Origin of the sequence: Janibacter corallicola NBRC 107790 (genome assembly GCF_001570965.1) — a bacterium.
GTDB lineage: Bacteria > Actinomycetota > Actinomycetes > Actinomycetales > Dermatophilaceae > Janibacter > Janibacter corallicola.
In genome coordinates this window covers 22,851-47,979 of the sequence record NZ_BCSR01000014.1, presented here as the reverse complement: position 1 = coordinate 47,979, position 25,129 = coordinate 22,851, and the positions used below count along the sequence as shown (strand labels likewise).

Sequence of the window (25,129 nt, the reverse complement as noted above, 5' to 3'; positions counted from 1 at the left end):
TCCGTCGGGTCCTCCGGATCAGGAAACCACACCGAAGGGCCCGACGTCGCGAAGGGGGCCGGCCCTCAGCCGACGAGCAGCATCCCCACGGCGGCGACGCCCAGGACGAGGACCGTGGAGGCAATGCCGAGGACCAGCGAGCGGCCGCCGACCTTCTTCAGCAGGCTGATGTGCACGCCGGTCCCGAGGGCGAACATCGCCGCCCCGAGCAGCAGCGTCTGCAGCAGGCTCCCCACCTCGAGGACCGTGTCCGGGAGCGGGACGAAGGTGCGCACGATCGCCATCGCGATGAACCCGACGATGAAGAGCGGCACGAGCGGCGGGAGGTCCTTCGCCTCGCCGGCCCCGGCACGGCGACGCAGCAACGAGAGGGTGAAGATCACCGGCGCCAGCATGAGCACCCGGGCCAGCTTGACGATCACTGCGACGGTCAGCGCGCCACCGCCGATGATGCCGCCGGCCGCGACGACCTGGGCGACCTCGTGGATCGAGCCGCCCGCGATGAGGCCGCGCATGTGGTCCGACATGTCCAGCGGCGCCAGGGCCACGGGCAGCAGGAAGATCATGAGCGTGCCGAAGAGCACGACGAGGCCGATCGCGGAGGCGACGTCCTCCTCGTCGCTGTCGGTGCTCCCCCCGACGGCCGCCACCGCGGCGGCACCGCAGATCGAGAAGCCGCAGGCGACGAGCAGCGTCAGCGGTTTGGGCACGCCGAGCCAGCGACCCATGGCCACCGTGCCGAGGATCCCGATGCCCACGATCGCGATGACGACCCCGAGCACCCCGATGCCGAGGGAGAAGATGTCGTTCAGGGCCAGTTGCAGCCCGAGGGCCACGACCCCGAGCCGCAGGACGCGCTTGGAGGCGACCTGCATCCCCGGTGCCACGGCGGCCGGCAGTCGCCAGACGTGGGTGAGCACGACCCCGAGGAGGATCGCCACGAGCAGCGCGCTGAGCTGCGGCACCACCTGCTGCACCCCCCAGGCGACCAGCGCCGCGGCGAATGCCAGGGACAGCCCCGGCAGTATCCCGGCCGGTCGGGTCGTGGGCGTGGCGTGTCGGGTCGAGGTCTCCACCGAGTTCATGCCCTCCAGCGTGCGCCGGTGCCAGCGGCCCCACCAGAGGGTGATCCGGCATCGGGTCATGCACCAGGTGCATGACCCGACGGATCAGTACCAGTGCGGGTCGTGCTCGTACCAGAACTGCAGCGCGCTGCAGGCGTCACCGTAGGAGGCCTCGATGTAGTCGATCCCCCACCTCATCTGGGTGATGGGGTTGGTCCGCCAGTCCGGTCCGGCGCTGGCCATCTTCTTCGGTGGGAGCGCCTGCACGATGCCGTAGGCGCCGGACTCCGGGTTCGTCGAGTCCCATGCCCAGGCGCTCTCCCCGAGCCACAGGTCGTGCAGGCACATCCACTCCCGGTCGGAGTAGCCCGCCTCGAAGGCCATCTGCCGGGCCCACGGCTTGGGGTCCTCGCGGATGATCTTCAGCTCCTCCTCGGAGTAGTGCCGCTCCCGGATCGGGACGTCGTCCTGGTCCTTCGCAGCCTTGCGGTCCTTCGGAGCCCCACGGTCCTGCCCGGCCCGCGCCTCCTTCGCCTCCCCGGCACGGAGCCGCTCGCGTGCCATGCTCCGGGAGAGGGCGACCTCGCGCCGCAGCTCCGCGGCGTCCAGCGGGGTGGCGGTGGAATCGTCTCGGCTCAGCTGCTCGCCCGCCGCCTGCAGGGCGGCAGCGGGGCTGCCCGCAGCCACGCTCGCGCCGATTCCGCTGATGACGCCCAGCACGAGGACCCCACCGACCACGGGTGCCGCCCACCGTCGGCGCCCGGTCCCCCCTTCGAACCGGGCGCGGGCGTGCTTGGACACGTGCCGCCTGCGGCCCACCGCACCAGCCCCTTCGTGGTCAGCCGCGAGCGCGGCGCTGACGTGTCAGCCCCTCGGCGGGGCCTCCCGATGCTCTTCGTTGGCGACGGTAACCGACCCGTCCGAGCGGGGCAATGCGCCGGGTCGTCCCCCCTTCGTCGGGCGTCGGCGGATCGTGCCGGTCAGGTGTCCGCCCCTTCGAGGAGGTCGGTCACCAGCGCCGCGACCGGGCTGCGCTCGCTGCGCGTGAGGGTCACGTGGGAGAAGAGCGGGTGGCCCTTGAGGGTCTCGATGACCGCCGCGACGCCGTCGTGGCGTCCCACCCGCAGGTTGTCCCGCTGGGCGACGTCGTGGGTGAGCACGATCTTGGAGTTCTGCCCCACGCGGGACATCACGGTCAGCAGCACGTTGCGCTCCAGGCTCTGTGCCTCGTCGACGATGACGTAGGAGTCGTGCAGGCTGCGCCCGCGGATGTGGGTCAGCGGGAGGACCTCGAGCATCCCGCGGTCGAGGACCTCCTCGACGACCTCGGTGCTGACGAGCGCGCCGAGGGTGTCGTGGACCGCCTGCGCCCAGGGCCCCATCTTCTCGCCCTCGGTGCCGGGCAGGTACCCCAGCTCCTGGCCACCGACGGCGTACAGCGGTCGGAAGACGACGACCTTGCGGTGCTGGCGCCGCTCCATGACCGCCTCGAGCCCTGCGCACATGGCCAGGGCACTCTTGCCGGTGCCGGCCCGGCCGCCGAGGCTGACGATGCCGACATCGGGGTCGAGCAGCAGGTCGAGGGCGATGCGCTGCTCCGCCGAGCGGCCGTGCAGGCCGAAGGCGTCGCGGTCACCGCGCACGAGGCGCACCTGCTTGTCCGCACCCACCCGCCCGAGGGCGCTGCCCCGCTCGGAGATGATCTTCAGCCCGGTGTGGCAGGGCAGCTCCGCCGCGGCGAGGTGCTCCACCCGCCCGGTCTCGTAGAGCCGGTCGACCTCATCCCCCGCCATCTCGAGCTCGGCCATCCCGGTCCAGCCCGAGTCGGCACGGGTCTGCTCGTGGCGGTACTCCTGGGCGTCGAGCCCCACGGCGGAGGCCTTGACCCGCATCGGGAGGTCCTTGCTGACCACCGTGACCTCGTGCCCTTCGTCGGAGAGGTTCTGGGCCACGGCGAGGATGCGGGTGTCGTTGTCCCCCAACCGGAAGCCGGAGGGCAGGCACGAGGAGTCGGTGTGGTTCAGCTCCACCCGGAGGGTGCCGCCGTCGGCTCCCACGCGCACCGGGGCATCGAGGCGCCCCTCCCGGACGCGCAGGTCGTCGAGCTGCCGCAGCGCGGTCCGGGCGAAGTAGCCCAGCTCCGGGTGGTGCCGCTTGGCCTCCAGCTCGGTGACGACGACCACCGGCAGGACGACCTCGTGCTCCTTGAAGCGCAACATCGCGCGCGGGTCGGAGAGCAGCACGGACGTGTCCACGACGTAGGTGCGTGGTCCGTCCTCCTGCGGTGGCAGGTGGACCGGGTCGGGACCGGGCTGCGGCACGGACGGGGCGGCGGTCTGGGTCTGCAGGTCGTCCACGTCGAACTCCTCCGGGCGCCGCGCCGGGTGGCGCGTCCGCGCCTACTCTCGGTGCTGGTGCCGGGACCGGGCCGTCGGCGAGAGCCGGGGCCGGGTCCGGCCCGTCCTGCTCAGCTGCTCCATGCCTGGGCCTCCCGAACGGTCCGCTGGTGCGTCCCGTCCCGGCTCACGCTAGGCCCGGCGGCCCCCTTCGCCACGACCAACGGGGCGTGTCGCGGCGAAGTGGTACGGATGTTCACTCGTGGGACGCCTGCGCGTCGACCACGGCCGGCGGCGCCGGTGCGAAGGGGGCCGACTCAGGAGCCGTAGCGGCGGTGCCGGTCGGCGTAGGAGCGCAGGGCCCGCAGGAAGTCCACCCGGCGGAACTCCGGCCAGTAGACCTCGCAGAAGTAGTACTCGCTGTGCGCCGACTGCCACATGAGGAATCCGGAGAGGCGCTGCTCCCCCGAGGTGCGGATCACCAGGTCCGGGTCGGGCTGCCCCTTGGTGTAGAGGTGGGCGGAGATGTCGTCGGCGCTCATCTCGTCCGCGACCTCCTCCATGGTGGCGCCCTGGGCCGCGCGGGTGCGCAGCAGCGAGCGCACCGCGTCCGCGATCTCCTGCCGACCGCCGTAGCCGACCGCGACGTTGACCACGAGCCCGGCCACGTCAGCGGTCTCCTCCTCCGCCCGCCGCAGCGCTGCCGCGGTCTGGACGGGGAGCAGCTCCAGGGCCCCGGCCGCGTGGAGCTGCCACCGACCGGCTTCGGCGAGGTCGGCGACCAGCCCCTCGATGATCCGCAGCAGCCGCTCCAGCTCCTCGGGGGTGCGGGTGAGGTTGTCGGTCGAGAGCAGCCACAGGGTCACGACCTCGACCCCTGCCTCCTCGCACCACTCGAGGAAGGAGGCGATGTTCGCCGCCCCGGCCTGGTGACCGTCCGCCGCGTTGCGGCCACGCGCCTTGGCGAAGCGGCGGTTCCCGTCGACGATCATCCCGACGTGGCGCGGCACGGCATCACCCTGGAGCTGCCGGACGAGTCGGCGCTCGTAGGCCGAATAGAGCAGGTTCCGCACTCGCGTCCCTTTCCTGGCGAGGTGTGACGCAGGACAACCTACCGCCGCAACCTCGTGACGCCGCTCATGGGCACCGCACATCCGGGTGGGCTAACGTCGGTACATGCCATCCCCGCGCCAGGAAGCCAAAGAGCTCGCCCAGGAGGTCAGTGGCCACGTCGACACCTTCGTCGAGGCGGTCAAGCCGCACCTGCGCGGCTGGCTCCATCTGGTGATGGCACCCCTCGCCCTCGTCGGGGGGCTCGTGCTCACCTCGACGGCCCCGACCCAGAACGGGCGGTTGGCCGCGATGGTCTTCACCATGACCGCCGGGCTGCTCTTCGCGACCTCGGCGGTCTACCACCGAGGCACCTGGGGGCGCCGGATGGCCGCCGCCCTGCGCCGCTGGGACCACGCGAACATCTTCCTCATCATCGCGGGCAGCTACACCCCCTTCGCCCTGATGCTGCCGAAGGCGCAGGCGATCAGCCTGTTGGTGATCGTGTGGGCGGGCGCGATCCTCGGGGTGCTCTTCCGGGTCTTCTGGATCAATGCGCCCAGGTGGCTGTACGTGCCGGTGTACGTGGCGCTGGGGTTCGTCGCCGTCTTCTACATCAAGCCGCTGCTCACCCACGGCGGGTGGACGATCCTGACCTTGGTGCTCGTCGGCGGCGCGCTCTACACCGCCGGCGCCATCGTCTACGGCATCAAGCGGCCGAACCCGTCACCGCGGTACTTCGGCTTCCACGAGATCTTCCACGCGCTGACGATCCTGGCCTTCATCTCACACTTCGTCGCCGCGACGCTCGCCCTCTTCGGTCCCGTCGCCGCCACCTGACTCGTCGTCGGCGCCGGCGGCGCTGTCGGCACCGTCGGCGTCGTCACCGGAGTCGGGTTCCCGGTCTGCCCCCTCGCCGGCCGCCCGCTTCGCCTCCGCGGCCTCCCGCGCCTCCTGCTCCGCCTGCCGCTGGGCCAAGTTCATCCGGCGCAGCCGGGCGAACATGTTGCGCATCAGCAGCCAGAGGGAGACGGCCAGGAAGAAGAAGGCGAAGAACGCGCCGATCCCCGGGCTGACCTCGAAGCTCGGCGGATTCACTCCCAGGTCCTCACGGTCGGTGCCCGGCGCTCGTCGATGACCAGCTCGAGGTCGCTGCGCTCCCCCAACGCGTCGGCCTCGGCGAGCGACGGGAGGCCCGCGAAGAGGTCGTCCTCCGGGATCGTCGTGGGCACATGGCTCATGGCCAGCTCGTAGTCCTCCGTCGGCCAGACCTCGGCCTGGATGGGATTCGGCACGGCGAAGAAGAACCCGTCGGGGTCGACCTGGGTGGCGTGCGCCTTCAGCGCCGCGTCCCGCGCGTCGAAGAAGTCCGAGCAGGGCACGCGCGTGGTCATGGTCCGCTGCGGCCGCTTGGCGGCGCGCTCGATCCAGTCCACGAAGGGGGACTCCTCGCCCATCGCGAGCAGCTTCTCGTGCAGCGCGGTGATCCGGCCCAGCCCGAAGCCGCCGACGTAGTACAGCTTCAGCGGCTGCCAGGGCTCGCCGGCGTTGGGGAACTGCTCCGGGTCCCCCGCGGCCTCGAAGGCGGCCACGCTGACCCGGTTGGTCATCACGTGGTCGGGGTGCGGATAGCCGCCGTTCTCGTCGTACGTGGTCAGCACGTGCGGACGGAAACGCCTGATCTCCCGGACGAGGGCCTCGGTCGTGACGTGGAGCGGCTGCTTGGCGAAGCACCCGTCCGGCAGCGGCGGCAGCGGGTCTCCCTCGGGCAGACCGGAGTCGACGAAACCCAGCCAGGTGTGCTGGACGCCCAGCGCACTGCGGGCTGCCTCCATCTCGTTGCGCCGGACCTGGGCGAGGTCGCGCAGGATGTGTACGTCGTCCTTGAGCTTGGGGTTCAGGATGGACCCGCGCTCGCCGCCGGTCAGTGTGACGACGAGCACCTCGGCACCGTCGTGGGCGTAGCGCGCCGTCGAGGCCCCGCCCTTGCTCGACTCGTCGTCGGGGTGGGCGTGGACGGCCATGAGCCGGAATGCTTCCACTGCTGAGTTCCTCCCGTGGAGGGGATCGTCGGCCCCGGTGTGCCGCCGGGGACCGTGGTCACGGACAATGGCCACATCCTCTCACCGCCACGCCGTCGACCTCGACGCGAGGGCGGGCCGCCGAGCCAGTCGTCCACCAGGAGCAGAAGATGACCACCTCGCACGAGCCCCCCGTCGGGTGGGACCCCGAGCGCGAGGAGGCCGAGGCGGAGGAGCGCACGGCCCACGGCAACCGTGGCTGGTGGATCTTCGGCGGCGTCGCCGTCCTCGTGGCGATGGCGATGGTCATCTGGTTCGCGCTCTCGGCGACCGAGGACCCGGTGATCGTCCAGGACGTGGGCTTCGAGCGACCGGGCAAGCACGAGATCGTCATGGTCTTCGACGTCACGCGAGAGCCGGGCACGACGCTCTCCTGCACGATCACGGCGATGGACTCGGAGTACGGACGGGTCGGCACGACGAAGCACGAGGTCCCGGCCTCCGCCGAGCGCACCACCCGGGTGCGGGCCAGCGTGGAGACCACGACGACGGCGGCGACGGCGACCGCCGACGAGTGCACGCCGGTGGACTGACGCCGCCGCACCCGGAGGCGGTCGGCGCCGGATGAATCGCCGGTTCCGCCCTCCTCGCGGTACACTGGAAGGCATCACGCGACCGTGGGTCTGGACCGATCGGGTCCAGACCTTTGTGCATGACCCGGGCACGTCCCGGCCTCGGCACCGGTCATCGCCCGCAGGGACCGATCCCGTCTCGGCGGCATCGAAGGAGGAGCAATCGTGACCCAGACCGCGTCATCGGAGACCTTTCTGACCCAGGAGGCCTACGACCGCCTCCAGTCCGAGCTGCAGGAGCTCTCGGGCCCCGGTCGCGTCGAGATCGCCAAGCGCATCGAGGCCGCGCGCGAGGAGGGGGACCTGAAGGAGAACGGCGGCTACCACGCCGCCAAGGAGGAGCAGGGCAAGATGGAGGCCCGCATCCGCCAGCTCACCCAGATCCTCCAGACCGCGACCGTCGGCGAGGCCCCGCCGGACGACGGCGTCGTCGAGCCGGGCATGGTCGTCTCGATCGAGATGTTCGGCGAGGAGGAGACCTTCCTGCTCGGCTCCCGCGAGATCTCCGACGGCACGAGGGACCTCGACGTCTACTCCGAGCAGTCCCCCATGGGCAAGGCCATCAACGGCCAGAAGGTCGGCGACACCGTCAGCTACCTCGCCCCCACCGGCAAGACCATCGAGGTCAAGGTCCTCTCCGCGAAGCCCTACTCGGCCTGATCCACGACAGTGGGAGAATGGCGACATGTTCGGTCGTCAGCTCCCACCCATGCCCACCGCGCAGTCCGCTCTGCCCGGCCGGGACGAACGACCCTTCGAGGTCCCGAGCACCCACGCGGTGCTCGGGACCCCGATGGAAGGGCCCTGGCCCGAGGGCACGCAGGTGCTGCACGTGGCCATGGGCTGCTACTGGGGCGCGGAGCGCATCTTCTGGCAGCTGCCGGGCGTGGTGACCACGGCCGCGGGGTACATGGGAGGCTTCACCCCCAACCCCACCTATGAAGAGGTCTGCACCGGCATGACGGGCCACGCCGAGAGCGTGCTCATCGCCTACGACCCGACGGTGACCCACCCGGAGCTGCTGCTCAAGGCCTTCTGGGAGAACCACGACCCGACGACGGCCAACCGTCAGGGCAATGACGTCGGCACCCAGTACCGGTCGGCGATCTTCGCCGGCACCCCGGAGCAGCAGGCGGCGGCCGAGGCCACCGCGGCCGCCTTCGGGCGGGAGCTCGCGGAGCGGGGCCTGCCCCCGGTCGCGACCGAGATCGTCCCGACGAGCGAGTCGGGCCCCTTCTGGTACGCCGAGGCGATCCACCAGCAGTACCTGCACCACCACCCGAACGGCTACTGCAACCACGGCCCGAACGGCCTGACCTGCCCCGTCGGGGTGGCCGACCTGCCCGCACAGACGGACATCATGCCCCCGAGCTGACTCGGCTCAGCGGCGCAGCAGCCGCCGCCACCAGGACCGCCGGGGCGAAGGGGGCTCCGTCTCCCCCTCGTCGGCCGGTGCCGGCGCGCGCTGCGCGCGCAGCTCCCGCCACTGCTGCACCAGGACCTCGACGTCCGCCCGGGGTGCCAGGGGCGGGGAGGCCCGCCCGAAGGTCGGCCGACGCAGCTCGGCGAGCACCCGCTGGTTGTAGTCCCGCAGGATCTCGCGCACGTCCGCCTCGGTCCCGACCTCGGCGAGCGACTCGGGGAAGCCGGCGTGCTCGCGCCGCAGCCGGAAGACCGGCGGCAGCGCGTCGGAGGCATCGAGGCCCTCCCGGTCCATCAGCTGCTTGACCCACCAGTCCGGGTCGCGGTCCTCGAGTCCCCGCAGCGGCTTGCCCGCGCCGGGGAGGTCGTCGAACTCGCCGCGCTCGATCGCCTCACGGATCTGGCGGTCGATCCAGCCTTCGTGGGAGGGCGTGCTCATGATCCCTCCAGTGTGCCGCGATCAGAGTGCGGCTGCCAGCTCCGTGCCCTGGCGGATCGCCCGCTTGGCGTCCAGCTCGGCGGCGACGTCGGCGCCGCCGATGACGTGGACCTCGACCCCCTTCGCCCGGAGCGGCTCGATCAGGTCACGCACGGACTCCTGGCCGGTGCACACGACGACGTTGTCGACCTGCAGCAGCCGTGGCTTCCCGTCGACGGTGAGGTGCAGTCCGTTGTCGTCGATGCGCTCGTAGCTGGCGCCGGTGATGCGGTGGACCCCCTTCGCCCTGATCGCCGCGCGGTGCACCCAGCCGGTCGTCTTGCCCAGGCCCGCCCCGATCTTGGAGGTCTTGCGCTGGATGAGGTAGACGGTGCGGGGCGAGGGCGCCGGGTGCGGGTCCTTCAGCCCGCCGCGCTCGGCGGAGCCGGGGTCCACGCCCCACTCGTCCTGCCACTCCTTGACGTCCAGGGTCGGTGAGTCGACGGTCGTGAGCAGCTCGGTGACGTCGACACCGATGCCGCCGGCGCCGATGACGGCCACCCGGTCCCCGACCGTGCGGGTGCCCAGGACCGCCTCCGGGTAGCTGATGACCATCGGGTGCTCGATCCCCTCGATCTCGGGCACGCGCGGGGTCACGCCGGTGGCCAGGACCACCTCGTCGAAGCCCTCGAGGTCCGCCACGTCCGCCCGTCGCCCCAGGTGCACGGTGACGCCGCGGCGCTCGAGCTCACCCTCGAAGTAGCGGATCGTCTCGGCGAACTCCTCCTTGCCGGGGATGCGCATGGCCAGCGAGAACTGCCCACCGATCGACTCCCCCGCCTCGAAGAGCTGCACGTCGTGCCCGCGCTCGGCGGCGTTCACCGCCGCGGACAGGCCGGCGGGGCCGGCACCGACGACGGCAACCTGCTTGCGGCGGGCGGTCGGTGAGAGCACGAGCTCGGTCTCGTGCCCGGCACGCGGGTTGACCAGGCAGCTGGCGACCTTGCGCTGGAAGGTGTGGTCCAGGCAGGCCTGGTTGCAGGCGATGCAGGTGTTGATCTCCTCCGCACGCCCGCCCTCGGCCTTGCTCGCCCACTGCGGGTCGGCCAGCCACGGGCGGGCCATCTGCACCAGGTCGGCGCCGCCGTCGGCGAGGACCTGCTCGGCCTGGTCCGGCATGTTGATCCGGTTGCTCGTCACGACCGGCACCCCGACGTGGGGCCGCAGCCGGGCCGCGACGTCGGTGAAGGCCGCGCGCGGTACCGACGTGACGATCGTCGGCACCCGCGCCTCGTGCCACCCGATGCCCGTGGAGATGATCGTCGCGCCGGCCGCCTCGATCTCGCTCGCCAGGGTCACGATCTCCTCCCACGTCTGACCGTCCTCGACGAGGTCGAGCACGGAGAGGCGGTAGACGAGGATGAAGTCCTCCCCGACGGCTGCCCGCACCGCGCGCACGATCTCGGTGGCCAGGCGTCGCCGGTTGGCAGGGGTAGCGCCCCAGCCGTCGGCGCGGTGGTTGGTCCGCGGCGCGAGGAACTGGTTGATGAAGTACCCCTCGGAGCCCATCACCTCCACGCCGTCGTAGCCGGCGCTGCGGGCCAGCTCGGCGGCGCGGGCGAAGGCGCGCACCTGTCGACGCACCCCCCGCTCCCCGAGGGCGCGGGCGGTGAAGGGGTTGATCGGCGCCTTGGTCCGCGAGGCCGAGACCGACCACGGATGGTAGGCGTAGCGACCGGCGTGCAGCAGCTGCAGCGCGATCTTGCCGCCCTCGGCGTGGACCGCGTCGGTGACCTGCCGGTGGCGACGGGCCTCCCGGCTCGTGGTCAGCTTCGAGGCGAAGGGGTAGAGCGTCCCCTCGATGTTGGGCGCGAAGCCCCCGGTGACGATGAGCCCCGCCCCGCCCGCGGCCCGCTCGGCGTAGAAGGCGGCGAGCCGCTCGAAGTTCCTGCCCCGATCCTCCAGGCCGGTGTGCATCGATCCCATGATCGTGCGGTTGCGCAGCGTGGTGAACCCCAGGTCGAGTGGGGTGAAGAGGTGGGAGTACTCGCTCATGTCGTCCTCGGCCTCGAAGTGGCGGTGGTCAGGGGCCACCATCGCAGAACGGTCACGCGACGTACGGTGGCTGTTGGCATTGTCACCCGGCGGTGACAGGGTTGGCTCATCACGCGCCCGGAGGAGAGTGGATGGCACTGGCACGAGCCGCGGCTCGCGGCGCAAAGGGCCTTGCCGCCGCCGGGCTCGGCGCGGCCGGGTCAGCCGCTCTCGGGTACGGCCTGATCCAGCTCGAGGCCCGCATCTCCCGCCGGATCGTCGGCCACCCCTTCGACGGCGCGCCGGAGGACGACGGGATCTACGGCGCCGCGCCGGGGCAGCCGATCCGCCTCATGGTTCTCGGCGACTCCACGGCCGCCGGGATGGGGGCCGACACCGGGGCGCAGACGATCGGCGCGATCCTCGCCAATGGTCTCGCCGCGATCATGGGCCGCTCCGTGCAGCTGACCAACGAGGCCGTCGTCGGTGCGGTCTCCGCGGACCTGATCGCCCAGCTCTCCCGGGCCCTCGGGCGCGAGGAGCACTTCGACGTCGCGGTCATCTCCATCGGCGCGAACGACGTCACCCACCGGGTCGACCACGCCGTCGCGGTGCGCCACCTGCAGCGGACCGTGCGCTACCTGACCAGCCTCGAGGTACCGGTGGTCGTCGGCACCTGCCCCGACCTCGGCACGGTCGAGCCCATCCCCTTCCCCCTGAACCACCTGCTGCGTCGCTGGAGCAGGGACATGGCGGCCCGGCAGACCGTCGCCGTCGTCGAGGCCGGGGGCCGCTCGGTCTCCCTCGGCGACCTGCTCGGCCCGGAGTTCGAGGCCAGCCCGAAGATCATGTTCAGCCAGGACCACTTCCACCCCTCGGCAGCCGGCTACGCGCGGGTCGCCTCGGCGATGCTGCCCTCCGTCGCTGCGGCCGTGGACGCCTGGCCCGAGGGCGCGGTCACCGACAGCGCCCCGGAGCCGGAGCGCGGTGAGGGCATCGGCGCGCTGGACGACGCAGCGCAGCGAGCAGTCTCCCGGCCGGGCACGGAGGTCGGCCCCGCGGAGGTGCGCGGGCACGCCCACGGTCCCCGCGGCCGGTGGGCGATGCTGCGGCGCCGGGTCTGGCGCGAGGTCACCGACCTCTGAGCCCGCCACCGGGCCGACTCAGCTCCAGCCGAGACGAAGGGAGGCCAGCCGGCCCGCGAGGTCCGGCGGGCTCCCTTCGCCCGCGCAGGCGTCGAAGACGACGACCCGCAGCTGGTCCATGGCCACGGCCGGTCCGAGGTCGGGCAGCGCCTCCCCCGCGAGATCGGCCATCAACGCGTGCACGGCCGGGAGCGCCTCGGTCGCGCGGTCCAGCGGCAGCTGCTGCCACCGCCGGGCCGCTCGGTCGAGCTCGGTCGCGACGTCCTCCGGGATCAATCGCTGCGCAGGCGGGCCAGCAGGCGCAGCAGCTCCAGGTACAGCCACACGAGGGTGATGACCAGACCCATCGCGAGGTGCCAGGCGTAGGCCTGCGGCAGCCGGTGGGAGATCGCGGTCTCGATGGAGTCGAAGTCGAGCGCGAGCGTCACCGCCGCGAGGCCCGTGGCGAAGAGGGAGATCCCGATGCCGAGCAGCCCGGTCCCGCCGAAGCCGAACATCCCGCCGCCGAAGAAGAGCATGTACCCGAGGTTGATCAGCGAGAAGACGAAGTAGCCCAGGACCAGCATGGAGACCACGGCCCGGAACTTCTGGGTCACCTTGATCACGCGGGTCGTGTACAGCAGCAGCATCGCGCCGAAGACGCAGAGCGTGGCCAGCACGGCCTGGGTGACGATCGACTCGAAGATCGGGGTCCCCGGCTCGTCGAAGAACTGTCGGAAGGTGGCACTGATGGCGCCGACGAAGAGCCCCTCGAAGCCCGCGTAGACCAGGGCCAGGACCGGGCCGATCGGCGTGCGCCGGAAGGCCATGTAGATCCCGAGACCAAGCGTACCGACGAGCCCGACCACCCAGGCGAGGGCGCCGATCGTGGCGCTGGCCATCGTGGCGAACCACGTCACCCCGGCGACGCCCAGGAGCACGGCGAAGAGGACCGCGATGCGCACGAGCACGTCATCGAGGGTGATGGCCCGGCCACCGTCACCGCCGCCGAAGGGGGCGGCCTGCGGCTGCCCGTATCCCGGCTGCGGCTGGCCGTGGCCCTGCTGCGGGTACCCCGCCTGCTGGCCGTACCCGGGCGGGGGCGGCGGCTGCTGGCCGCGCTGGGGCGCAGGAGTCCGGAAGCCGGCGTAGCGGCCGCGTTCGGCGTCCCGCGCGACCCGGTTGAGGATCGGGTTGCTCATCTGGTCAGGCCTCCTCGACGCTGGCGCGACCGGTCGGCCGCGCGGCAGTGGCACCAAGCCTAAGCGGTGAGCGCGACAACAGGACGCCCGGGATCCACAGCCGCGGCAGGCGACGACGGCCGGCGTCTGCTCAGCGGATCCCGTCCAGGGCCTGCTCGAGGTCGGCCAGCACGTCGCTGGTGTCCTCGATCCCCACGGAGAGGCGCACGAGGTCGTCGGGGACCTCGAGCATCGAGCCGGCGGTCGAGGCATGGGTCATGGCACCGGGGTGCTCGATGAGCGACTCGATGCCGCCGAGGGACTCCGCGAGGGTGAAGATCTCGGTCCGCGAGCACAGCTGCCGGGCGGCCTCACGGCCACCGGCCATCCGCACCGAGAGCATGCCGCCGAAGCGCGACATCTGCCGCGCAGCCACCTCGTGACCGGGGTGGTCGGCCAGGCCCGGGTAGAGGACGCTCGCGATCTCGCGGCGGCCGGAGAGCATGTCCACGACCGCCTCGGCGTTGTCGCAGTGCCGGTCCATCCGCACCCCGAGCGTCTTGATCCCGCGCATCGTCAGGTACGCGTCGAAGGGACCGGGCACGCCACCGGAGCCGTTCTGCAGGAAGGCGATCGCCGCGTCCAGCTCCTCGTCGTCCGTGACGAGCAGGCCACCGACGACGTCGCTGTGGCCGCCGAGGTACTTCGTCGAGGAGTGCAGGACGACGTCGGCGCCGAGGGTCAGCGGCCGCTGCAGGTAGGGGCTGGCGAAGGTGTTGTCGACGACGAGCCGGGCGCCGGCCCCCTTCGCCACCTCCGCGACGGCGGCGATGTCGCCGACGTTGAGCAGCGGGTTGGTGGGCGTCTCCAGCCAGATGAGCTTGGTGTTCTCCCGCACCGCCGCCCGGATCGCGTCGACGTCGGTGACGGGGGCGGGCGTGTACTCGATGCCCCACTGGGTGAAGACCTTGTCGATGAGGCGGAAGGTGCCCCCGTAGGCGTCGTCCGGGATGACCAGGTGGTCACCGGGACGAAGGGCGGCGCGCAGCATCGCGTCGGTCGCCGCCATGCCGGAGGCGAAGGCACGACCGTAGGTGCCGACCTCGATGGAGGCGGCGTTGGCCTCCAGCGCCTGCCGGGTCGGGTTGCCCGTACGGGCGTACTCGAAGCCACCGCGCAGCCCGCCGACGCCGTCCTGGGCGAAGGTGGAGCTGGCGTAGATCGGCACGTTGACCGCGCCGGTGGTCGGGTCCGGCTCGTAGCCGGCGTGGATGGCCCGCGTGGCGAAGCCCTGGCTCGCGCGCGCGTCGGCGGCGCTCTTCTGCTCTCCCATGGTTCAGCCCTTCGCTCGGTGGGACAGGTGACCCAGCAGGTCCTGCCGGGTGATGACGCCGGCGGGCCGGCCCCCTTCGACCACGAGGAGGGCGTCGGAGCTCTCCAGGGCCTCCGTCGCGGCGGAGACCGGCTCGGCCGCACCGATCTGCGGCAGCGAGGCACCCATGTGCTTGCTCACGGCGTCCGCGAGCGAGGCGTGCCCCTCGAAGACCGCCGTCAGCAGCTCGCGCTCGGTGACCGCACCGGCCACCTCGCCGATCATCACCGGGGGCTCGGCACCGACGACCGGCATCTGCGAGACGTTGTACTCGCGCAGGATGTCGATGGCCTCGCGGATCGTCTCGTTCGGGTGGGTGTGCACGAGGTCCGGCAGCTCGCCGGACTTGCCGCGCAGGACGTCACCGACGGTGGTCTCGCCCTCGTCCTCGGCGGGGAGGAAGCCGTAGGAGGCCATCCAGTCGTCGTCGAAGATCTTGCCGAGGTAGCCGCGCCCGCCGTCGGGCAGCAGCACGACGATCTTGGCGTCGGGTCCCTCCCGCTCGGCGATTTGCTGGGCGACGACGACGGCCATGCCGCAGGAGCCGCCGACGAGCAGGCCCTCCTCGACGGCGAGGCGCCGGGTCATCGCGAAGGACTCGGCGTCGGTGACCGAGATGACCTCGTCCGGCACGGACGGGTCGTAGGCACCCGGCCAGATGTCCTCGCCGACGCCCTCGACGAGGTAAGGCCGACCGGTGCCGCCGGAGTAGACCGAGCCCTCGGGATCGGCGCCGATGACCTTGACCCGTCCCTTCGAGACCTCCTTGAGGTAGCGGCCGGTGCCGGTGATGGTGCCGCCGGTCCCGATGCCGGAGACGAGGTGGGTGATCTCCCCGCCCGTCTGCTCCCAGATCTCCGGACCGGTGGTCTCGTAGTGGCTGGCCGGGCCGTTCTGGTTGAAGTACTGGTTCGGCTTCCAACCGCCGGGCAGCTCCTCGGCGAGCCGGTCCGAGACCGAGTAGTAGCTGTCCGGGTGCTCCGGCGGCACCGACGTCGGGGTGACGACGACCTCGGCGCCGTAGGCACGCAGCACGTCGATCTTGTCCTTGCCGACCTTGTCCGGGCAGACGAAGACGCACTTGTAGCCCTTGCGCTGGGCGAAGAGGGCGAGACCGACCCCCGTGTTGCCGGAGGTCGGCTCGACGATCGTGCCACCCGGTTCGAGCTCACCGGACTCCTCGGCCGCCTCGATCATCTTCTTGGCGATGCGGTCCTTGATGCTGCCGCCGGGATTGAGGTACTCGACCTTGGCCGCCACGAGGCCCGCATCGGCGGGGATGACGGAGGAGAGTCGAACCAGGGGCGTGTCACCGATGAGGTCCGCGATGTGGTCTGCGATCTGCATACCAGCATCGTGGCACGGCTCACCCCCGCCGGGACGCCCGGCCCTCGGGCCGGACGGCAACTCGACAGAAGACAAGGTAAGGCTATCCTTTGCTGCAGACACCATCCCGACCATCACGAAGGGCCGGAGCGATCACATGCCCACCACCACCCGTAGGCCGCGTCCGCAGCACGTGCTCACCGTCGAGTCCACCGAGCGGCTGGGCCCCCGTCTCGTGCGCGTCGTCCTGACCGGCGAGGCACTCGCCGACTTCGGGGCCGAGGAGTTCACCGACGCCTACGTCAAGCTCCTCTTCGTCTCGCCGGAGCTCGGCGTCGAGCCGCCGTACGACCTCGCGGCACTGCGCGAGAGCGCCCCCGCGGAGCTGCAGCCCCTGACCCGCACGTACACCGTGCGCGCCATCGACCGGGAGGCCCGGCGACTGACGTTGGACTTCGTCACCCACGGCGACACCGGCTGGGCCGGGCCCTGGGCCCAGTCGGCCCGCCCCGGAGACCGCGCGGTCCTCATGGGGCCGGGCGGCGGCTACGCCCCCGACCCCGACGTCGACTGGCACCTGCTCGCCGGTGACCTGTCGGCGGTGCCGGCCATCGCCGCCGCCCTGGAGGCGCTCCCTTCGGAGGCGAAGGGGGTGGCCCTCCTGGAGGTGGAGGCCGAGAGCGACGTCCTCGAGGTCACCGCCCCGGACGGGGTGCAGGTGTCCTGGTTGGTCAACCCGGACACCGACGACGTGGACTTCCTCGCCCGGGCGATCGACGCCGCCCCGTGGCCGACCGACGTCTCCGAGGGCGCGGTGCAGGTCTTCGCCCACGGCGAGCGCGAGTCGATCAAGGCCGTGCGCCGGTCGCTCAAGGAGCGCGAGATCCCCCGCGCCGCCATCTCCATCTCCGGGTACTGGGCGCGTGGGCGCACGGAGGAGGCCTTCCAGGCCGAGAAGCGCACGCCGGTCGGACGGATCGGGGACTAGTCGTACTGACCCGAGTGAGTACGGCTAGGTCTGCGTGCCGCCCTCCCGCTCGAGCAACTCGCGGTGGGCCCGGCGCCGCTGCGCCTGCTCCTGCGGGTCCGGTACCGGCAGAGAGGCGATGAGGCGCCGGGTGTAGGCGTCGCGGGGGTCCTCGAGGACCTGCGTCCCGATGCCCTGCTCGACGAGCTCACCGTGGTAGAGCACGCCGATCCGGTGGGCGAGCATGTCCACCACCGCCAGGTCGTGGCTGATGAAGAGGCAGGCGAAGCCGAAGCGGGCCTGCAGCTCCCGGAAGAGGTCGAGGACCTTGGCCTGCACCGAGACGTCGAGCGCGCTCGTCGGCTCGTCCGCGATGAGCAGCTCGGGGTCCAGCGCGAGGGCGCGGGCGAGGCTGGCGCGCTGGCGCTGCCCTCCGGAGAGCTCGTGGGGGTACCGGTCGGCGTGACCCCTGGTGAGCTGCACCGACTCCAGCAGCTCCGCCACCCGGGCCCGGCGCTCGCCGGGCTTCTGCCCGCGGCGGTGCACGGCGAGCGGCTCGGCGATGCACTCCCCCACCGTCAGGTGCGGGTTGAAGGACGCGGCGGGGTCCTGGAAGACGAAGCCGATCTGCTGGCGCAGCGGCATGAAGGCCCGCTCCCGGAAGTTCAGCATCTCGTGGTCGAGGACGCGCAGTGACCCACCGGAGATGCGGTTCAGCCCCGCGACCGCCCGGCCGATGGTCGTCTTGCCGGAGCCGGACTCACCGACGAGACCGAGCACCTCTCCCTTGTGGATCTCGAAGGAGACGCCGTCGACGGCACGGAAGGCCTTCTGCCCCAACCGGCCCGGGTACTCGATGACGAGGTCCTCAGCGCTGACGAGGACCGGCTCGCGCAGCTGGGCGGCGAGCTCGTCCTCGGACATCGCCGCCGAGACCGAGTCGCGGCCGAGGTGCGGCACGGCCGCGAGCAGCTCCTTGGTGTAGTCCTGCCGGGGGTGGGCGAAGAGCTCTGTCGCGGGCGCCTCCTCGACGAGCTCGCCGCGGTACATGACCGCGACCCGGTCGGCGAGGTCGGCCACGACACCCATGTTGTGGGTGATCAGGACGATCGAGGAGCCGAAGCGGTCTCGCAGGTCCCGCAGCAGCTCGAGGATCTCGGCCTGCACCGTGACGTCCAGCGCGGTCGTCGGCTCGTCGGCAATGATCAGGCCGGGGTTGAGCGCGAGCGCCATCGCGATCATGATGCGCTGCTTCTGCCCCCCGGAGAACTGGTGCGGGTAGTAGTCGATACGCTCCTCGGCGTCGGGGATGCCGACGTCGGTCAGCGCCTTGATCGTGCGCTCGCGCGCCTCCTTCTTGTCCAGCTTCTGGTCGTGGGCGCGCAGCCCCTCGATGATCTGCCAGCCGATCTTGCGGACCGGGTTCAGCGCCGTCGAGGGCTCCTGGAAGATCATCGCGACGTCGGTGCCACGGAGCTGGCGCATCTCCCTTCGCGATATCGCCAGGACGTCGTGCCGGCCGAGGAGGACCGCCCCCTCGCTCGTGGCCGTCTCGGCCAGCAGCCCGAGGACGCTGCGTGCGGTGACCGTCTTGCCCGACCCGGACTCGCCGACGATCGCCAGCACCTCCCCCGGCGCCACCTCGATGTCGACGTCCTTGACCGCCTCGACCGGCCCCTGGTCGGTGGCGAAGGTGACCTGCAGGTCCCGGATGCTCAGCACGGGCTCGCCGGTGCGCTCCGGTGCGTGCTCGCTCGTGGTGCTCATGCCGCGTCCTTCCCGGCGGTGGCCTTCTTGCGGATCTTCGCCCGGCGGCGCCCGCGCAGCCGCGGGTCGTTCAGATCGTTCATGCTCTCCCCGACGAGGGTCACCCCGAGGACGGTCCACACGATGGCCAAGCCGGGGAAGACGCCGGTCCACCAGATGCCGCTCGTGGTGTCCGAGAGCGCCTTGTTCAGGTCGTATCCCCACTCCGAGGCCGCGGTCGGCTCGATGCCGAAGCCGAGGAAGCCCAGGCCGGCGAGGGTGAGGATCGCCTCCGAGGAGTTCAGCGTGAAGATCAGCGGCAGCGTCCGGTTGGCGTTGCGGTAGATGTGGCGGAACATCACCCGCGGCGTCGGGGTGCCGATGACCCGCGCCGCGTCGACGAAGGCCTCCCCCTTCAGCCGGGTGGTCTCGGCGCGGATCACCCGGAAGTACTGCGGGATGAAGACGACCGTGATGGAGGCCGCCGCGGCGAAGATGCCGCCCCAGCGGCTGGACTGGCCGCCGCTGATCGTGATCGCCAGGACGATGGCCAGCAGCAGCGAGGGCAGGGCGTAGATGGCGTCCGCCACGACGACGAGCACGCGGTCCAGCCACCCGCCGGCGTACCCGGAGAGCAGCCCGAGGAACACGCCGACGAAGAGCGAGAGGACCACCGCGACGATGATCACCTCGACGGCCGTCTGCGCGCCCCAGATGGTGCGGGAGAGCACGTCGTAGCCGCCGACGGTCGTGCCCCACGGGTGCTCCGCGGAGGGCGGCTGCTGGGCACCGAAGGCCGTGCCGTCCGCCTTCATCTGGGAGAACCCGTAGGGCGCGATCCACGGCGCGAAGACGGCGCAGACCAGCACGACGAGGGTCATGACGAGACCGGCGACGAGCATGCCCCGCTGCAGGCCGACGCTCTTCTTCAGGTGGGACAGGATGGGCAGGCGCCACAGCAGCGGGTCGCGCCGGGGGTCGGTGGTGGCACTCATGGTCAGTACCTCACTCTCGGGTCGATCAGCGCGGCGACGACGTCGACGATGAAGTTCGTGACCGCGACGATCACGGCGAGCATGACGACGATGCCCTGGACGGCGACGAAGTCGCGGGCCTGCAGGTACTCGGCGAGCTTGAAGCCCAGGCCCTGCCACCCGAAGGTCGTCTCGGTCAGGATCGCCCCGCCGAGCATGAGCGCGATCTGCATGCCCATGACGGTGATGATCGGCACCAGCGCCGGCCGGTAGGCGTGCTTCGTGACCAGGCGCCGCTCGCTGACCCCGCGGGAGCGTCCGGACTCGATGTAGTCCTGCCCGAGGGTCCCGATCATGTTGGTGCGCACGAGCCGCAGGAAGACGCCACCGACGAGCAGCCCGAGCGAGATCGCCGGGAGGACGGCGTGCGTGAGCACGTCACCGACGATGCCGAAGTTGCCCAGCCGCAGCGCGTCGACGATGTAGATGTGGGTCGGGGCGGAGACCCCTTGGAGCACCAGCTGGTTGCTCGAGGTGACCCTCCCGGAGACGGGCAGCCAGTCCAGCCACACCGAGAAGACGAGCTTCAGCAGCAGCCCCGCGAAGAAGACCGGGGTGGCGTAACCGAGGATCGCCAGCACCCGCAGCACGGCGTCGGTGCCGCGGTCCCGGCGGTAGGCGGCGAGCATCCCGAGCGGGATCCCCAGCAGGAGCGCGACGACGAGTGCGTAGAGCACCAGCTCGAGCGTGGCCGTGCCGTACCGGGTGAGCAGCTGGGTGACCGGGATGTTGTCACTGATCGTCGTCCCGAAGTCACCGCGGAGGATGCCGCCGAGGTAGTCGAGGTACTGGATGATGATCGGCCGGTCGTACCCCGCCGCGCGGATCCGCTCGGCCAGCTGCTCCGGTGGCAGCCGTCCGCCGACCGAGGCGCTGACCGGGTCACCGGTCAGCCGCATGAGGACGAAGACGGTCGTGACGAGGATGAAGACGGTCGGGATGATCAGCAGCGCGCGGATCACGATGTACTTGCCGAGGCCGATGCCCGACTTCTTGGCCTTGGTCCCGCCGTCCCCCTCCGGGGGTCCGGTCGGTTCCACGACCTCACTGGGAACTGCAGCCATACCTGCCTACTCACTGGCGTGGGTGGTCACCGCGGCACGCCTCGGCGGCCGCGTGGACGGGCGAAGGGGGCGTCGTTCCCCGGCGGCGGGGGCACGCCGCCGGGGAACGCGCGGGACTCCTACTTGTGGATGGTGGACATGTGCAGCTTGAAGGACGGGTCGAGGACGATGCCCTGGACGTCCTTGCCCGCCACCGTGACCTGCGCACCCTGGAGGAAGGGCAGCGTCGGCAGCTGCTCGGCCACCTTCGTCTGCAGCTCGGCGAGCAGCTTGTCGCGCTTGGCCTTGTCCGGCTCCGAGCGCTGCTCCTTGATCAGCTCGTTGATCTCCGGGTCGTCGAAGTGCTGGGCGAGGAAGCTGCCCGGGTTGAGGAAGAACGGCGTGAGGAAGTTGTCCGCGTCCGAGTAGTCCGGGAACCAGCCGAGCTGGTACACGGGGTACTGGTCGTTCGTGCGGTCCTTGCCGTACTGCACCCACTCGGTGGACTGCAGGTCGACCTTGAAGAGGTTGGTGTCCTCCAGCTGCGACTTGATCATCGAGTACTCCTCACCGGAGGAGTTGCCGTAGTGGTCGGTGTTGTACTGCAGGTGGATGTCCACCGGCGTCTTGACACCGGCCTTCTTCAGGCGCTTGGCCGCACGGTCCGCGTCCGGCCCGCCGCTGCCGTCGCCGTACATCTTCTTCAGCGGCGTGGTCTGGCCCTCGAAGCCCTCCGGGACGAACCCGTAGGCGGGCGTGTAGGTGCCCTTGTAGACCTGCTTGGAGAGGGCCTTGCGGTCGAGCGAGTCGGCCATGGCCTGCCGGACCGCGAGCGCCTTCTCCGGGTCGGCGTTCGGCGTCTTCTTGCCGAAGGGCATGGTGTTGAAGTTGAACACCATGTAGCGCAGCTCGCCGCCGGGGCCCTTGTGGATCTTGACGTCGTCGTTCTTCTTCAGGTCCTCGATGTCCGTCGGGCTCAGGGTGCGGTAGGCCATGTCGATGTTGCCGCCACCGATGTCGAGCTTGAGGTTGTTCGCGTCGGAGTAGTACTTGACGTTGACGTCCTTCGTCTTCGCCTTGGGAAGGATCCCGTCGTAGTCCTCGAAGGCCTCGTAGGACACGAGGCTGTTCTTGTCGTAGCTCTTGATCGCGTACGGCCCGGCGAAGGGCTTGGCCTTGACGATCTTGTTGTCCGGGGTCACCTTCGTCGCGGAGAAGACCTCCTCGTCGACGATCGGCGCGACGACCGAGGTGAGCACACCCGGCCAGGTCTGGTCGTAGGAGCCCTTGAGGTGGAAGACCACGGTCAGGTCGTCGGGCGTGGTCGTCTTCTCCAGGTTGCCCAGCAGCGAGGAGGGGCCCTCCGGGTCGGCGATCTTGGTCTGCCGGTCGAAGGTGAACTTCACGTCCGAGGAGGTCAGCTCGTTCCCGTTGGCGAAGGTCAGCCCCTTCTTGAGCTTGACGGTGAACTCCTTCGGAGAGGTGAACTTCGCCGACGTGGCGATGTCCGGCTCGGGGGTGGACTCCCCGGGGGCGGAGTTCATCAGGAAGGGGTAGACCTGCTGCATCACGGCGGAAGAGCCGTGGTCATAGGCGCCGGCGGGGTCCAGCGAGACGATCTTGTCGGTCGTGCCGATGGTCAGCGGTCCGCCCGATCCCCCGTCTCCGCCATCGCCTCCGGTGGAGGAGGTCGTGCAACCAGTGATCGTCAGGGCCGAGGCCGCTGATGCGGCCGCGGCGATGCGCCACACGCGTGGGGACATGGTGAGCCTTTCTCGTCCTGGCAGACGGTGCGTGCGTCGTTGCGCGCACCGCGACGGGCGGGGTCACCGCCAGTCAGCGCCGTTGACCCTACCGCTGCGGAGGGGGTGATGTGCGGAACCTCACCCTTCATGTCCAACGTGTTATCTCCGTCGGGCACGAACCCCGGGTCCCTGGGGTCCCACGTACCGCGTGGGCGGCGCGACGGGCGATGCCGTCCGCTGTCGGGCCGGGATCATTCATGACTCACGGGTACGACACCACGCTGCCGGCCACCGGCGACGTGGATCCCGCAGAAACGAGGGTCCGTCATGTCTCGACGCCCGAGGGTGGTGTCGTACCCGCGAGTCACCTGGTTGGTGGGAGCGGCGCTGGCTGCCCCGGCTGCGACGAGCGCCAACGACCGGTCCATGAGGTGCGACGAGCGCCAGCGAGGAGCCTCGAAGGGCGACGGGCGACGAATGACCTCGGTGGGTGCCCCCGACGGGACTCGAACCCGCACCGAAGGCGCTTTTAAGGCGCCCGCCTCTGCCAGTTGGGCCACGGGGGCGCGCTCAGCCTAGCCAGCGGGGCCGGCCCCCTTCGTCCGGAGGGCGGTCACTCGCCCTGGTCGGGCTCCTCGTCGGGGGCCGTGCGCCGCTCGACCACGCTCAGCGCGATGCCGTCGAGGATGTCGCGCTCGGAGCTGGTCACGACGAGGTCGGGGCCGTTGGCGCCGCGGGCCCGGTCGAGGATCTCGTACCAGATGAGCGCTCCGCCGCCGATGACGTCGACGCGGCCGGGGTGCATGAAGGGCAGCTGCGCCCGCTCGGCACGGGTGCTGAGGATGAGCTGCTCGCAGGCCATCATCATCTGCTCGACCGAGACGTTGGCCAGGTGGATGGCCTCGCGGTCGTAGGAGTTCAGGCCGAGCGCCTGGGCGGTGACCGTCGTGACCGATCCGGCGAGGCCGACGACGGTCTTGATCCCGCCGAGCCCGACCTCCGCCTCGGCCACGTCGAGGACCTCGGCGATGTCGTACCGGGCGGCGTCGATGATCTCCTGGGTGGGCGGGTCGGTCCGGTGGTGGCGCTCGGTGAGGCGCACGCTGCCGATGTCGAAGGAGCGCCCGGCGACGACCTCGTGGGTGCCGCGGACCATCTCGGTGGAGCCGCCCCCGATGTCGACGACGAGGTAGGGACCATCGAAGCCGGCCTCCTGCAGGCCGCGGGTGGCGCCGGCGAAGCCCAGCGTCGCCTCCTCGTCGCCGGAGATGACCTCCGGGGAGACCTCCAGCTCCCCGAAGGCCGCGCGAACGCCCTCGAAGAACTCCTCGGCATTGCTCGCGTCCCGGGTCGCCGAGGTGGCCACGAACCGGACACTGCCCCGGGGCACGCCGTGGTGGCGGCACTCCTCGGCGTACTCCCGGCACATCAGCAGGGTCCGGTCCAGTGCCTCCTGACCGAGCCGGCCGGTGTTCTCCACCCCCTGGCCGAGCCGGACGACCTCGGCCCGTCGGGTGACCTCGGTCAGCGTCCCGGCCTCGGCGTCGTGGTCGGCCACGAGCAGGCGGATGGAGTTGGTCCCACAATCGATCGCGGCGACTCTCATGCGTCGCTCCCTTCGTCCGTGCCGCAGCACGGGCTGGTTCGCCACCACTCGGGCAGCCGTTGCAGTGCCTCGTCGCCCAGGGGGTTCACCCCGGGCCCGGCGGCCAGCGAGTGTGCCACGAGCACATGGAGGCACTTGACCCTGGTCGGCATCCCGCCGGCGGAGATCCCCTCGATCTCGGGGACGTCGCCCAGCTCCGAGCGTCGGCGCAGGTAGTCCTCGTGGGCGGCCGCGTAGCGCTCGGCGAGGTCCTCGTCCTCGAGCAGGCGCCGGGACATCTCGGCCATGAGCCCGCTGGACTCCAGCGTCGAGATCGCCCCGGTCAGCCGGGGGCAGGTCGCGTAGAAGGACGTCGGGAAGGGGGTGCCGGCGGGCAGCCGCGGTGCGGTGCGCACGACCGTGGGGCCACCGCACGGGCAGCGGTGGGCGACACCGACGACCGATCGGGCCGGCCGGCCGAGCTGCTCGCCGACCAGCTCGAGGTCCTCGGCGGCGACCCGGTCCAGGTCATTGCCCTGCTCGTCGGTGCTCACGGCTGGGCCGCCGGCGGGTCCGAGGGGACATGTGTGCCGGGGTCGTCGGCGTCCTTGACCGAGGAGGCGACCTGGTCGTACCAGGGCTGGGAGTCCTGCCCCTTGACCGCGCCGGTCTCCGGGTCGACCTCGGGGGCGTCCGCGGCGTCGGTGTCCGCGACGGTGTAGGAGCGCTCCCCCGGCCGCACGAACTTCAGCCGCTTGCGGGCCTGGGCCTCGACGTACTCGTCCGTGGACCACAGGTGCTTCTCGCGGCGCAGCTGCGCGACGCTCTCCTGCTGCTCGCTCACCTGGGCGTGCAGCTCGTCGAGCCGCTGCTGCTGGTCGTACCAGGACTTCAGCGTCGGCAGCAGCATCACGGCGAGCAGCAGCGAGAGCGAGCACAGCGCCACCCAGCGGCGTGGGTTCATCATCGGTGCGCCGGCGGACCTGCTCCCGGTCACCGCCCGCTTCCGGACGGGGGGCTGCTGACGAC

Annotated in this window: 25 protein-coding genes and 1 tRNA gene; 6 read left to right on the top strand and 20 right to left on the bottom strand. The window is 71.2% G+C overall.

What is annotated here, in order from left to right; genetic code table 11:
• Positions 1-65 precede the first annotated feature (65 nt).
• From JCO01S_RS07520 to JCO01S_RS07505, 4 genes are all read right to left on the bottom strand, one after another.
• The gene (locus JCO01S_RS07520; protein WP_245634362.1) at positions 66-1,145 is read right to left on the bottom strand and encodes a YeiH family protein; all 1,080 of its coding nucleotides are present in this window, start codon (positions 1,143-1,145) and stop codon (positions 66-68) included.
• A 24-nt stretch (positions 1,146-1,169) separates the two neighbouring features.
• Positions 1,170-1,865 carry an aggregation-promoting factor C-terminal-like domain-containing protein gene (locus JCO01S_RS07515; protein ID WP_157074514.1) on the bottom strand — a complete coding sequence of 232 codons (696 nt, stop codon included), beginning with the start codon at positions 1,863-1,865 and terminating at the stop codon, positions 1,170-1,172.
• 179 nt (positions 1,866-2,044) lie between these two features.
• Entirely contained in the window at positions 2,045-3,283 is a 1,239-nt protein-coding gene (gene phoH2, locus JCO01S_RS07510; RefSeq protein WP_245634364.1) for an RNA 5'-3' helicase PhoH2, read from the bottom strand.
• 434 nt (positions 3,284-3,717) lie between these two features.
• The gene (locus JCO01S_RS07505) at positions 3,718-4,473 is read right to left on the bottom strand and encodes an isoprenyl transferase (RefSeq protein ID WP_068253153.1); all 756 of its coding nucleotides are present in this window, start codon (positions 4,471-4,473) and stop codon (positions 3,718-3,720) included.
• A gap of 103 nt (positions 4,474-4,576) precedes the next feature.
• Between JCO01S_RS07505 and trhA the strand changes: the two genes are divergently transcribed.
• Positions 4,577-5,290, top strand: coding sequence for a PAQR family membrane homeostasis protein TrhA (gene trhA, locus JCO01S_RS07500; RefSeq protein ID WP_068253150.1), 714 nt, complete (start codon positions 4,577-4,579; stop codon positions 5,288-5,290).
• On the opposite strand, the gene JCO01S_RS07495 is transcribed toward trhA, so the two are convergent.
• Both JCO01S_RS07495 and mca read right to left on the bottom strand, forming a co-directional pair.
• Positions 5,237-5,548, bottom strand: a complete 312-nt coding sequence (locus tag JCO01S_RS07495; protein ID WP_068253147.1) for a hypothetical protein — start codon at positions 5,546-5,548, stop codon at positions 5,237-5,239. The genes trhA and JCO01S_RS07495 overlap by 54 nt on opposite strands.
• Positions 5,545-6,474, bottom strand: coding sequence for a mycothiol conjugate amidase Mca (gene mca, locus JCO01S_RS07490; protein WP_068253144.1), 930 nt, complete (start codon positions 6,472-6,474; stop codon positions 5,545-5,547). Before mca ends, JCO01S_RS07495 begins: the two co-directional genes overlap by 4 nt.
• 167 nt (positions 6,475-6,641) lie before the next feature.
• Here mca and JCO01S_RS07485 point away from each other — a divergent pair, with 167 nt between their 5' ends.
• From JCO01S_RS07485 to msrA, 3 genes are all read left to right on the top strand, one after another.
• Positions 6,642-7,064 carry a DUF4307 domain-containing protein gene (locus tag JCO01S_RS07485; RefSeq protein ID WP_068253141.1) on the top strand — a complete coding sequence of 141 codons (423 nt, stop codon included), beginning with the start codon at positions 6,642-6,644 and terminating at the stop codon, positions 7,062-7,064.
• A gap of 204 nt (positions 7,065-7,268) precedes the next feature.
• Complete coding sequence (gene greA / locus JCO01S_RS07480) at positions 7,269-7,763, top strand: transcription elongation factor GreA (RefSeq protein ID WP_068253138.1); 495 nt, start codon at positions 7,269-7,271, stop codon at positions 7,761-7,763.
• Positions 7,764-7,812: 49 nt separating this feature from the next.
• Positions 7,813-8,478 (top strand): peptide-methionine (S)-S-oxide reductase MsrA, encoded by a 666-nt coding sequence (gene msrA, locus JCO01S_RS07475; RefSeq protein ID WP_245634361.1) that lies wholly within the window; start codon positions 7,813-7,815, stop codon positions 8,476-8,478.
• A gap of 6 nt (positions 8,479-8,484) precedes the next feature.
• On the opposite strand, the gene JCO01S_RS07470 is transcribed toward msrA, so the two are convergent.
• Both JCO01S_RS07470 and JCO01S_RS07465 read right to left on the bottom strand, forming a co-directional pair.
• The gene (locus tag JCO01S_RS07470) at positions 8,485-8,964 is read right to left on the bottom strand and encodes a DnaJ family domain-containing protein (protein WP_068253131.1); all 480 of its coding nucleotides are present in this window, start codon (positions 8,962-8,964) and stop codon (positions 8,485-8,487) included.
• Positions 8,965-8,985: 21 nt separating this feature from the next.
• Positions 8,986-10,998 carry an NADPH-dependent 2,4-dienoyl-CoA reductase gene (locus tag JCO01S_RS07465; RefSeq protein ID WP_068253197.1) on the bottom strand — a complete coding sequence of 671 codons (2,013 nt, stop codon included), beginning with the start codon at positions 10,996-10,998 and terminating at the stop codon, positions 8,986-8,988.
• A 131-nt stretch (positions 10,999-11,129) separates the two neighbouring features.
• Here JCO01S_RS07465 and JCO01S_RS07460 point away from each other — a divergent pair, with 131 nt between their 5' ends.
• Positions 11,130-12,122 (top strand): SGNH/GDSL hydrolase family protein, encoded by a 993-nt coding sequence (locus tag JCO01S_RS07460; protein WP_068253128.1) that lies wholly within the window; start codon positions 11,130-11,132, stop codon positions 12,120-12,122.
• Between the two features lie 18 nt (positions 12,123-12,140).
• Here JCO01S_RS07460 and JCO01S_RS07455 read toward each other — a convergent pair whose 3' ends face one another.
• From JCO01S_RS07455 to JCO01S_RS07440, 4 genes are all read right to left on the bottom strand, one after another.
• Complete coding sequence (locus JCO01S_RS07455; RefSeq protein WP_068253125.1) at positions 12,141-12,398, bottom strand: hypothetical protein; 258 nt, start codon at positions 12,396-12,398, stop codon at positions 12,141-12,143.
• On the bottom strand, positions 12,395-13,303 hold the full coding sequence (locus JCO01S_RS07450; RefSeq protein WP_068253121.1) for a Bax inhibitor-1/YccA family protein: 909 nt from the start codon (positions 13,301-13,303) through the stop codon (positions 12,395-12,397). The genes JCO01S_RS07455 and JCO01S_RS07450 overlap by 4 nt, the downstream gene beginning before the upstream one ends.
• Before the next feature lie 130 nt (positions 13,304-13,433).
• A complete protein-coding gene (locus JCO01S_RS07445; protein ID WP_068253118.1) occupies positions 13,434-14,615 on the bottom strand; it encodes a cystathionine gamma-synthase in 1,182 nt (393 codons plus the stop codon).
• A 3-nt stretch (positions 14,616-14,618) separates the two neighbouring features.
• Complete coding sequence (locus JCO01S_RS07440; RefSeq protein WP_068253115.1) at positions 14,619-16,001, bottom strand: cystathionine beta-synthase; 1,383 nt, start codon at positions 15,999-16,001, stop codon at positions 14,619-14,621.
• Between the two features lie 136 nt (positions 16,002-16,137).
• On the opposite strand from JCO01S_RS07440, the gene JCO01S_RS07435 reads away from it, so the two are divergent.
• Entirely contained in the window at positions 16,138-16,968 is an 831-nt protein-coding gene (locus JCO01S_RS07435; protein ID WP_068253112.1) for a siderophore-interacting protein, read from the top strand.
• A 24-nt stretch (positions 16,969-16,992) separates the two neighbouring features.
• On the opposite strand, the gene JCO01S_RS07430 is transcribed toward JCO01S_RS07435, so the two are convergent.
• The 8 genes from JCO01S_RS07430 to JCO01S_RS07395 form a co-directional block, all read right to left on the bottom strand.
• The gene (locus tag JCO01S_RS07430) at positions 16,993-18,714 is read right to left on the bottom strand and encodes an ABC transporter ATP-binding protein (RefSeq protein ID WP_068253109.1); all 1,722 of its coding nucleotides are present in this window, start codon (positions 18,712-18,714) and stop codon (positions 16,993-16,995) included.
• On the bottom strand, positions 18,711-19,688 hold the full coding sequence (locus JCO01S_RS07425; RefSeq protein ID WP_068253106.1) for an ABC transporter permease: 978 nt from the start codon (positions 19,686-19,688) through the stop codon (positions 18,711-18,713). Before JCO01S_RS07425 ends, JCO01S_RS07430 begins: the two co-directional genes overlap by 4 nt.
• A gap of 2 nt (positions 19,689-19,690) precedes the next feature.
• Positions 19,691-20,791, bottom strand: coding sequence for an ABC transporter permease (locus JCO01S_RS07420; RefSeq protein WP_068253103.1), 1,101 nt, complete (start codon positions 20,789-20,791; stop codon positions 19,691-19,693).
• 119 nt (positions 20,792-20,910) lie between these two features.
• A complete protein-coding gene (locus JCO01S_RS07415) occupies positions 20,911-22,533 on the bottom strand; it encodes an ABC transporter substrate-binding protein (protein ID WP_068253100.1) in 1,623 nt (540 codons plus the stop codon).
• A 473-nt stretch (positions 22,534-23,006) separates the two neighbouring features.
• Positions 23,007-23,081 (bottom strand) — tRNA-Leu (locus tag JCO01S_RS07410).
• A gap of 47 nt (positions 23,082-23,128) precedes the next feature.
• A complete protein-coding gene (locus tag JCO01S_RS07405) occupies positions 23,129-24,121 on the bottom strand; it encodes a Ppx/GppA phosphatase family protein (protein WP_068253097.1) in 993 nt (330 codons plus the stop codon).
• A complete protein-coding gene (locus JCO01S_RS07400) occupies positions 24,118-24,654 on the bottom strand; it encodes a DUF501 domain-containing protein (protein ID WP_068253094.1) in 537 nt (178 codons plus the stop codon). The genes JCO01S_RS07405 and JCO01S_RS07400 overlap by 4 nt, the downstream gene beginning before the upstream one ends.
• On the bottom strand, positions 24,651-25,097 hold the full coding sequence (locus tag JCO01S_RS07395; RefSeq protein WP_169796910.1) for an FtsB family cell division protein: 447 nt from the start codon (positions 25,095-25,097) through the stop codon (positions 24,651-24,653). Before JCO01S_RS07395 ends, JCO01S_RS07400 begins: the two co-directional genes overlap by 4 nt.
• Positions 25,098-25,129 lie beyond the last annotated feature (32 nt).

What these genes read in the sequence shown, in the direction of transcription:
- JCO01S_RS07520 (WP_245634362.1), bottom strand. Translation starts at nt 1,145, where the DNA reads ATGACCCGATGCCGGATCACCCTCTGGTGGGGCCGCTGGCACCGGCGC.
- phoH2 (WP_245634364.1), bottom strand. Translation starts at nt 3,283, where the DNA reads ATGTTGCGCTTCAAGGAGCACGAGGTCGTCCTGCCGGTGGTCGTCGTC.
- trhA (WP_068253150.1), top strand. Translation starts at nt 4,577, where the DNA reads ATGCCATCCCCGCGCCAGGAAGCCAAAGAGCTCGCCCAGGAGGTCAGT.
- mca (WP_068253144.1), bottom strand. Translation starts at nt 6,474, where the DNA reads ATGGCCGTCCACGCCCACCCCGACGACGAGTCGAGCAAGGGCGGGGCC.
- JCO01S_RS07485 (WP_068253141.1), top strand. Translation starts at nt 6,642, where the DNA reads ATGACCACCTCGCACGAGCCCCCCGTCGGGTGGGACCCCGAGCGCGAG.
- msrA (WP_245634361.1), top strand. Translation starts at nt 7,813, where the DNA reads ATGCCCACCGCGCAGTCCGCTCTGCCCGGCCGGGACGAACGACCCTTC.
- JCO01S_RS07470 (WP_068253131.1), bottom strand. Translation starts at nt 8,964, where the DNA reads ATGAGCACGCCCTCCCACGAAGGCTGGATCGACCGCCAGATCCGTGAG.
- JCO01S_RS07465 (WP_068253197.1), bottom strand. Translation starts at nt 10,998, where the DNA reads ATGAGCGAGTACTCCCACCTCTTCACCCCACTCGACCTGGGGTTCACC.
- JCO01S_RS07460 (WP_068253128.1), top strand. Translation starts at nt 11,130, where the DNA reads ATGGCACTGGCACGAGCCGCGGCTCGCGGCGCAAAGGGCCTTGCCGCC.
- JCO01S_RS07450 (WP_068253121.1), bottom strand. Translation starts at nt 13,303, where the DNA reads ATGAGCAACCCGATCCTCAACCGGGTCGCGCGGGACGCCGAACGCGGC.
- JCO01S_RS07445 (WP_068253118.1), bottom strand. Translation starts at nt 14,615, where the DNA reads ATGGGAGAGCAGAAGAGCGCCGCCGACGCGCGCGCGAGCCAGGGCTTC.
- JCO01S_RS07440 (WP_068253115.1), bottom strand. Translation starts at nt 16,001, where the DNA reads ATGCAGATCGCAGACCACATCGCGGACCTCATCGGTGACACGCCCCTG.
- JCO01S_RS07435 (WP_068253112.1), top strand. Translation starts at nt 16,138, where the DNA reads ATGCCCACCACCACCCGTAGGCCGCGTCCGCAGCACGTGCTCACCGTC.
- JCO01S_RS07430 (WP_068253109.1), bottom strand. Translation starts at nt 18,714, where the DNA reads ATGAGCACCACGAGCGAGCACGCACCGGAGCGCACCGGCGAGCCCGTG.
- JCO01S_RS07425 (WP_068253106.1), bottom strand. Translation starts at nt 19,688, where the DNA reads ATGAGTGCCACCACCGACCCCCGGCGCGACCCGCTGCTGTGGCGCCTG.
- JCO01S_RS07420 (WP_068253103.1), bottom strand. Translation starts at nt 20,791, where the DNA reads ATGGCTGCAGTTCCCAGTGAGGTCGTGGAACCGACCGGACCCCCGGAG.
- JCO01S_RS07415 (WP_068253100.1), bottom strand. Translation starts at nt 22,533, where the DNA reads ATGTCCCCACGCGTGTGGCGCATCGCCGCGGCCGCATCAGCGGCCTCG.
- JCO01S_RS07405 (WP_068253097.1), bottom strand. Translation starts at nt 24,121, where the DNA reads ATGAGAGTCGCCGCGATCGATTGTGGGACCAACTCCATCCGCCTGCTC.